The 2113-nt window shown below is 57.0% G+C and carries 1 protein-coding gene; it reads left to right on the top strand.

Annotated elements, in window-relative coordinates; translation table 11 throughout:
• Positions 1–630 precede the first annotated feature (630 nt).
• Positions 631–2046: a malto-oligosyltrehalose trehalohydrolase gene (treZ, locus tag LC354_RS27600; protein ID WP_223429126.1), complete on the top strand. Its 1416-nt coding sequence runs from the start codon at positions 631–633 to the stop codon at positions 2044–2046.
• Positions 2047–2113 lie beyond the last annotated feature (67 nt).

The raw sequence follows: 2113 nt of genomic DNA, 5'->3' as shown, positions 1-2113 counted from the left end.
AACGCATGATCTTCTCTCCTGAATTTTGAAACCATACCGCCACAGCGGGTTTCAAAATTCAGGAGAGAAGATCAGAGAAAGATTCGCTGAAGCGGACCGGCTAGAAGCCGGTGGCTTCGATCCATTAGGTGGAAAGTGAAACTAGCGCAAACCGCAGCTTTGCAAATTCATGCGACAGGTCGTGCGCAAATCAAACGCACATTGCATCGCTTGGCACAACGCTCTGCATTTCATGGAAGATGCAAATTTTATGCTCTTCGGCAAGTATCTGTTGTGATCATTCAATTTGTACCACCGTGACGGCTTTGCCGATCCGAAATTTGAATGCGACCTCCCCAAACGAGGACAACCAGGCCAAATTCCTAAGGATCAGGGCCATACCTTGGAGATCTTGCCCAAGGCCCATGAAAAAATTTGTTTTTCCATGGAACCATTTTTTTCCTCAGGCGTAATATTGCCAGTTTGGCATTGAAAGTCCGAGATGCGACAGATGGCTGAGAGATCAGGGAAGCGCCCGGACTTTCGAGGGGAGGCTGGTCGCTTGGCGGTCTCATTGGCAAGTGCAGAGCAACCCCTTGCACATCGTGTGCCACCCTCTGAGCGCTACACTGTCAGTCGGCAGACTTCTTCATGAATGAAACGCGCACCATAACCCGCATGCCTTTTTCATGGGGGCCGGAGCGCATATCGGAATGCGAATGGTCGGTTTCCATCTGGGCGCCGGGCGCGATGACCGTCGTGTTGGAAATGCAGGCCGCTCGCATCGCAATGGATCCCGCTGGAGACAGCCTTTATACGGCGGTTTTCACAGCGAAAGAAAACGCGCCCTATCGCTTTCGGATCAACGGAGAGGCCTTTCCTGATCCTGCATCGCGCCAGCAATTGGGCGGCGTGCACGGTTGGTCCGTTCTGACTGCCCCTGTGGAGGTCGCGCCGTGGTCCGGGCGGGAATGGCAGCAAGCCGTCATCTATGAAATGCACATCGGCACCTTCACCACAGAGGGGACTTTCAAGGCAGCGGCGACGCGGCTCACGGAGCTCGCGGCGCTTGGGATCACTGTAATCGAAATTATGCCCATCGCCCAATTCTCGGGCAATCGCGGGTGGGGATATGACGGTGTCCTGCCCTATGCGGTCCATCCCGACTATGGCACACGCGAAGACTTCGCCGCGTTCGTCCAGACGGCCCATCAACTCGGCCTGTCTGTCATTCTCGATGTCGTCTACAATCATTTCGGGCCGGACGGATCGTACATGCACGCGATCGCGCCGACTTTCTTCGACGACAACAGAAACACGCCCTGGGGTCCGGCCATCGACTTTTCACAGGAGCCCGTACGGCGCTTTTTCATCGACAATGCGATCATGTGGATCGAAGAATTCTGCGTGGATGGTCTGCGCATTGACGCGGCGCGCCAAATTCTGGATCATTCACAACCTGACTTCCTCGAAAACCTCTGCGCTGAAATCCGCGAACGCGACTTTGGTCGCCAAATCCATGTCGTCACCGAAGATGAAAGTAGCCGGCCCGACCTTCGGGAACGCGGTCTTGTCGATGCCCAGTGGAATGACGACTATCACCATGCGGTTCACTGCCTGTTGACCGGGGAACGGGCGGGATACTACCGAACTTTTGCCGCGGACCCGCTCGGGCATCTGGCATCCGCTCTCGCCACCAGCCACGTCGAACACGGGCAGCCGCGGGACGGCCCTCGCGGTGCGTCGTCCGATCACCTGCCGATGACCGCCTTTGTCAACGCGAACCAGACCCACGACCAAATCGGGAACCGCGCCCTTGGCGAGCGTCTGATCTCCTTGGTCGAACCAGAAGCGGCAAGGATTGTACATGCGCTGCTGCTGTGCGCCCCTGCGATCCCCATGCTGTTCATGGGCGAAGAAGCCGGAGCGCGCAGCCCGTTTTTGTACTTTACCGGTTTCGAGGGAGATCTGGCCGAAGCCGTACGTGTCGGGCGGCAAGCCGAGTTTGCCGTCTTTGATGGCTTCGGTGGCAAAGTGCCCGATCCCCACGATCCCGAGGTACTGTAACCTGACGTCTGGAAATTTAGTTGGAGATTGCGCTGAGAGCCCCTGCCGAGGCGTGCCCCGGCAGAGG

The sequence above is a fragment of the Tateyamaria pelophila genome, assembly GCF_019966495.1.
In the GTDB taxonomy this organism is placed as follows: Bacteria; Pseudomonadota; Alphaproteobacteria; order Rhodobacterales; family Rhodobacteraceae; genus Tateyamaria; species Tateyamaria pelophila.
The sequence above is the reverse complement of the archived record's forward strand: the minus strand, read 5'-3'. Positions and strand labels throughout refer to the sequence as shown.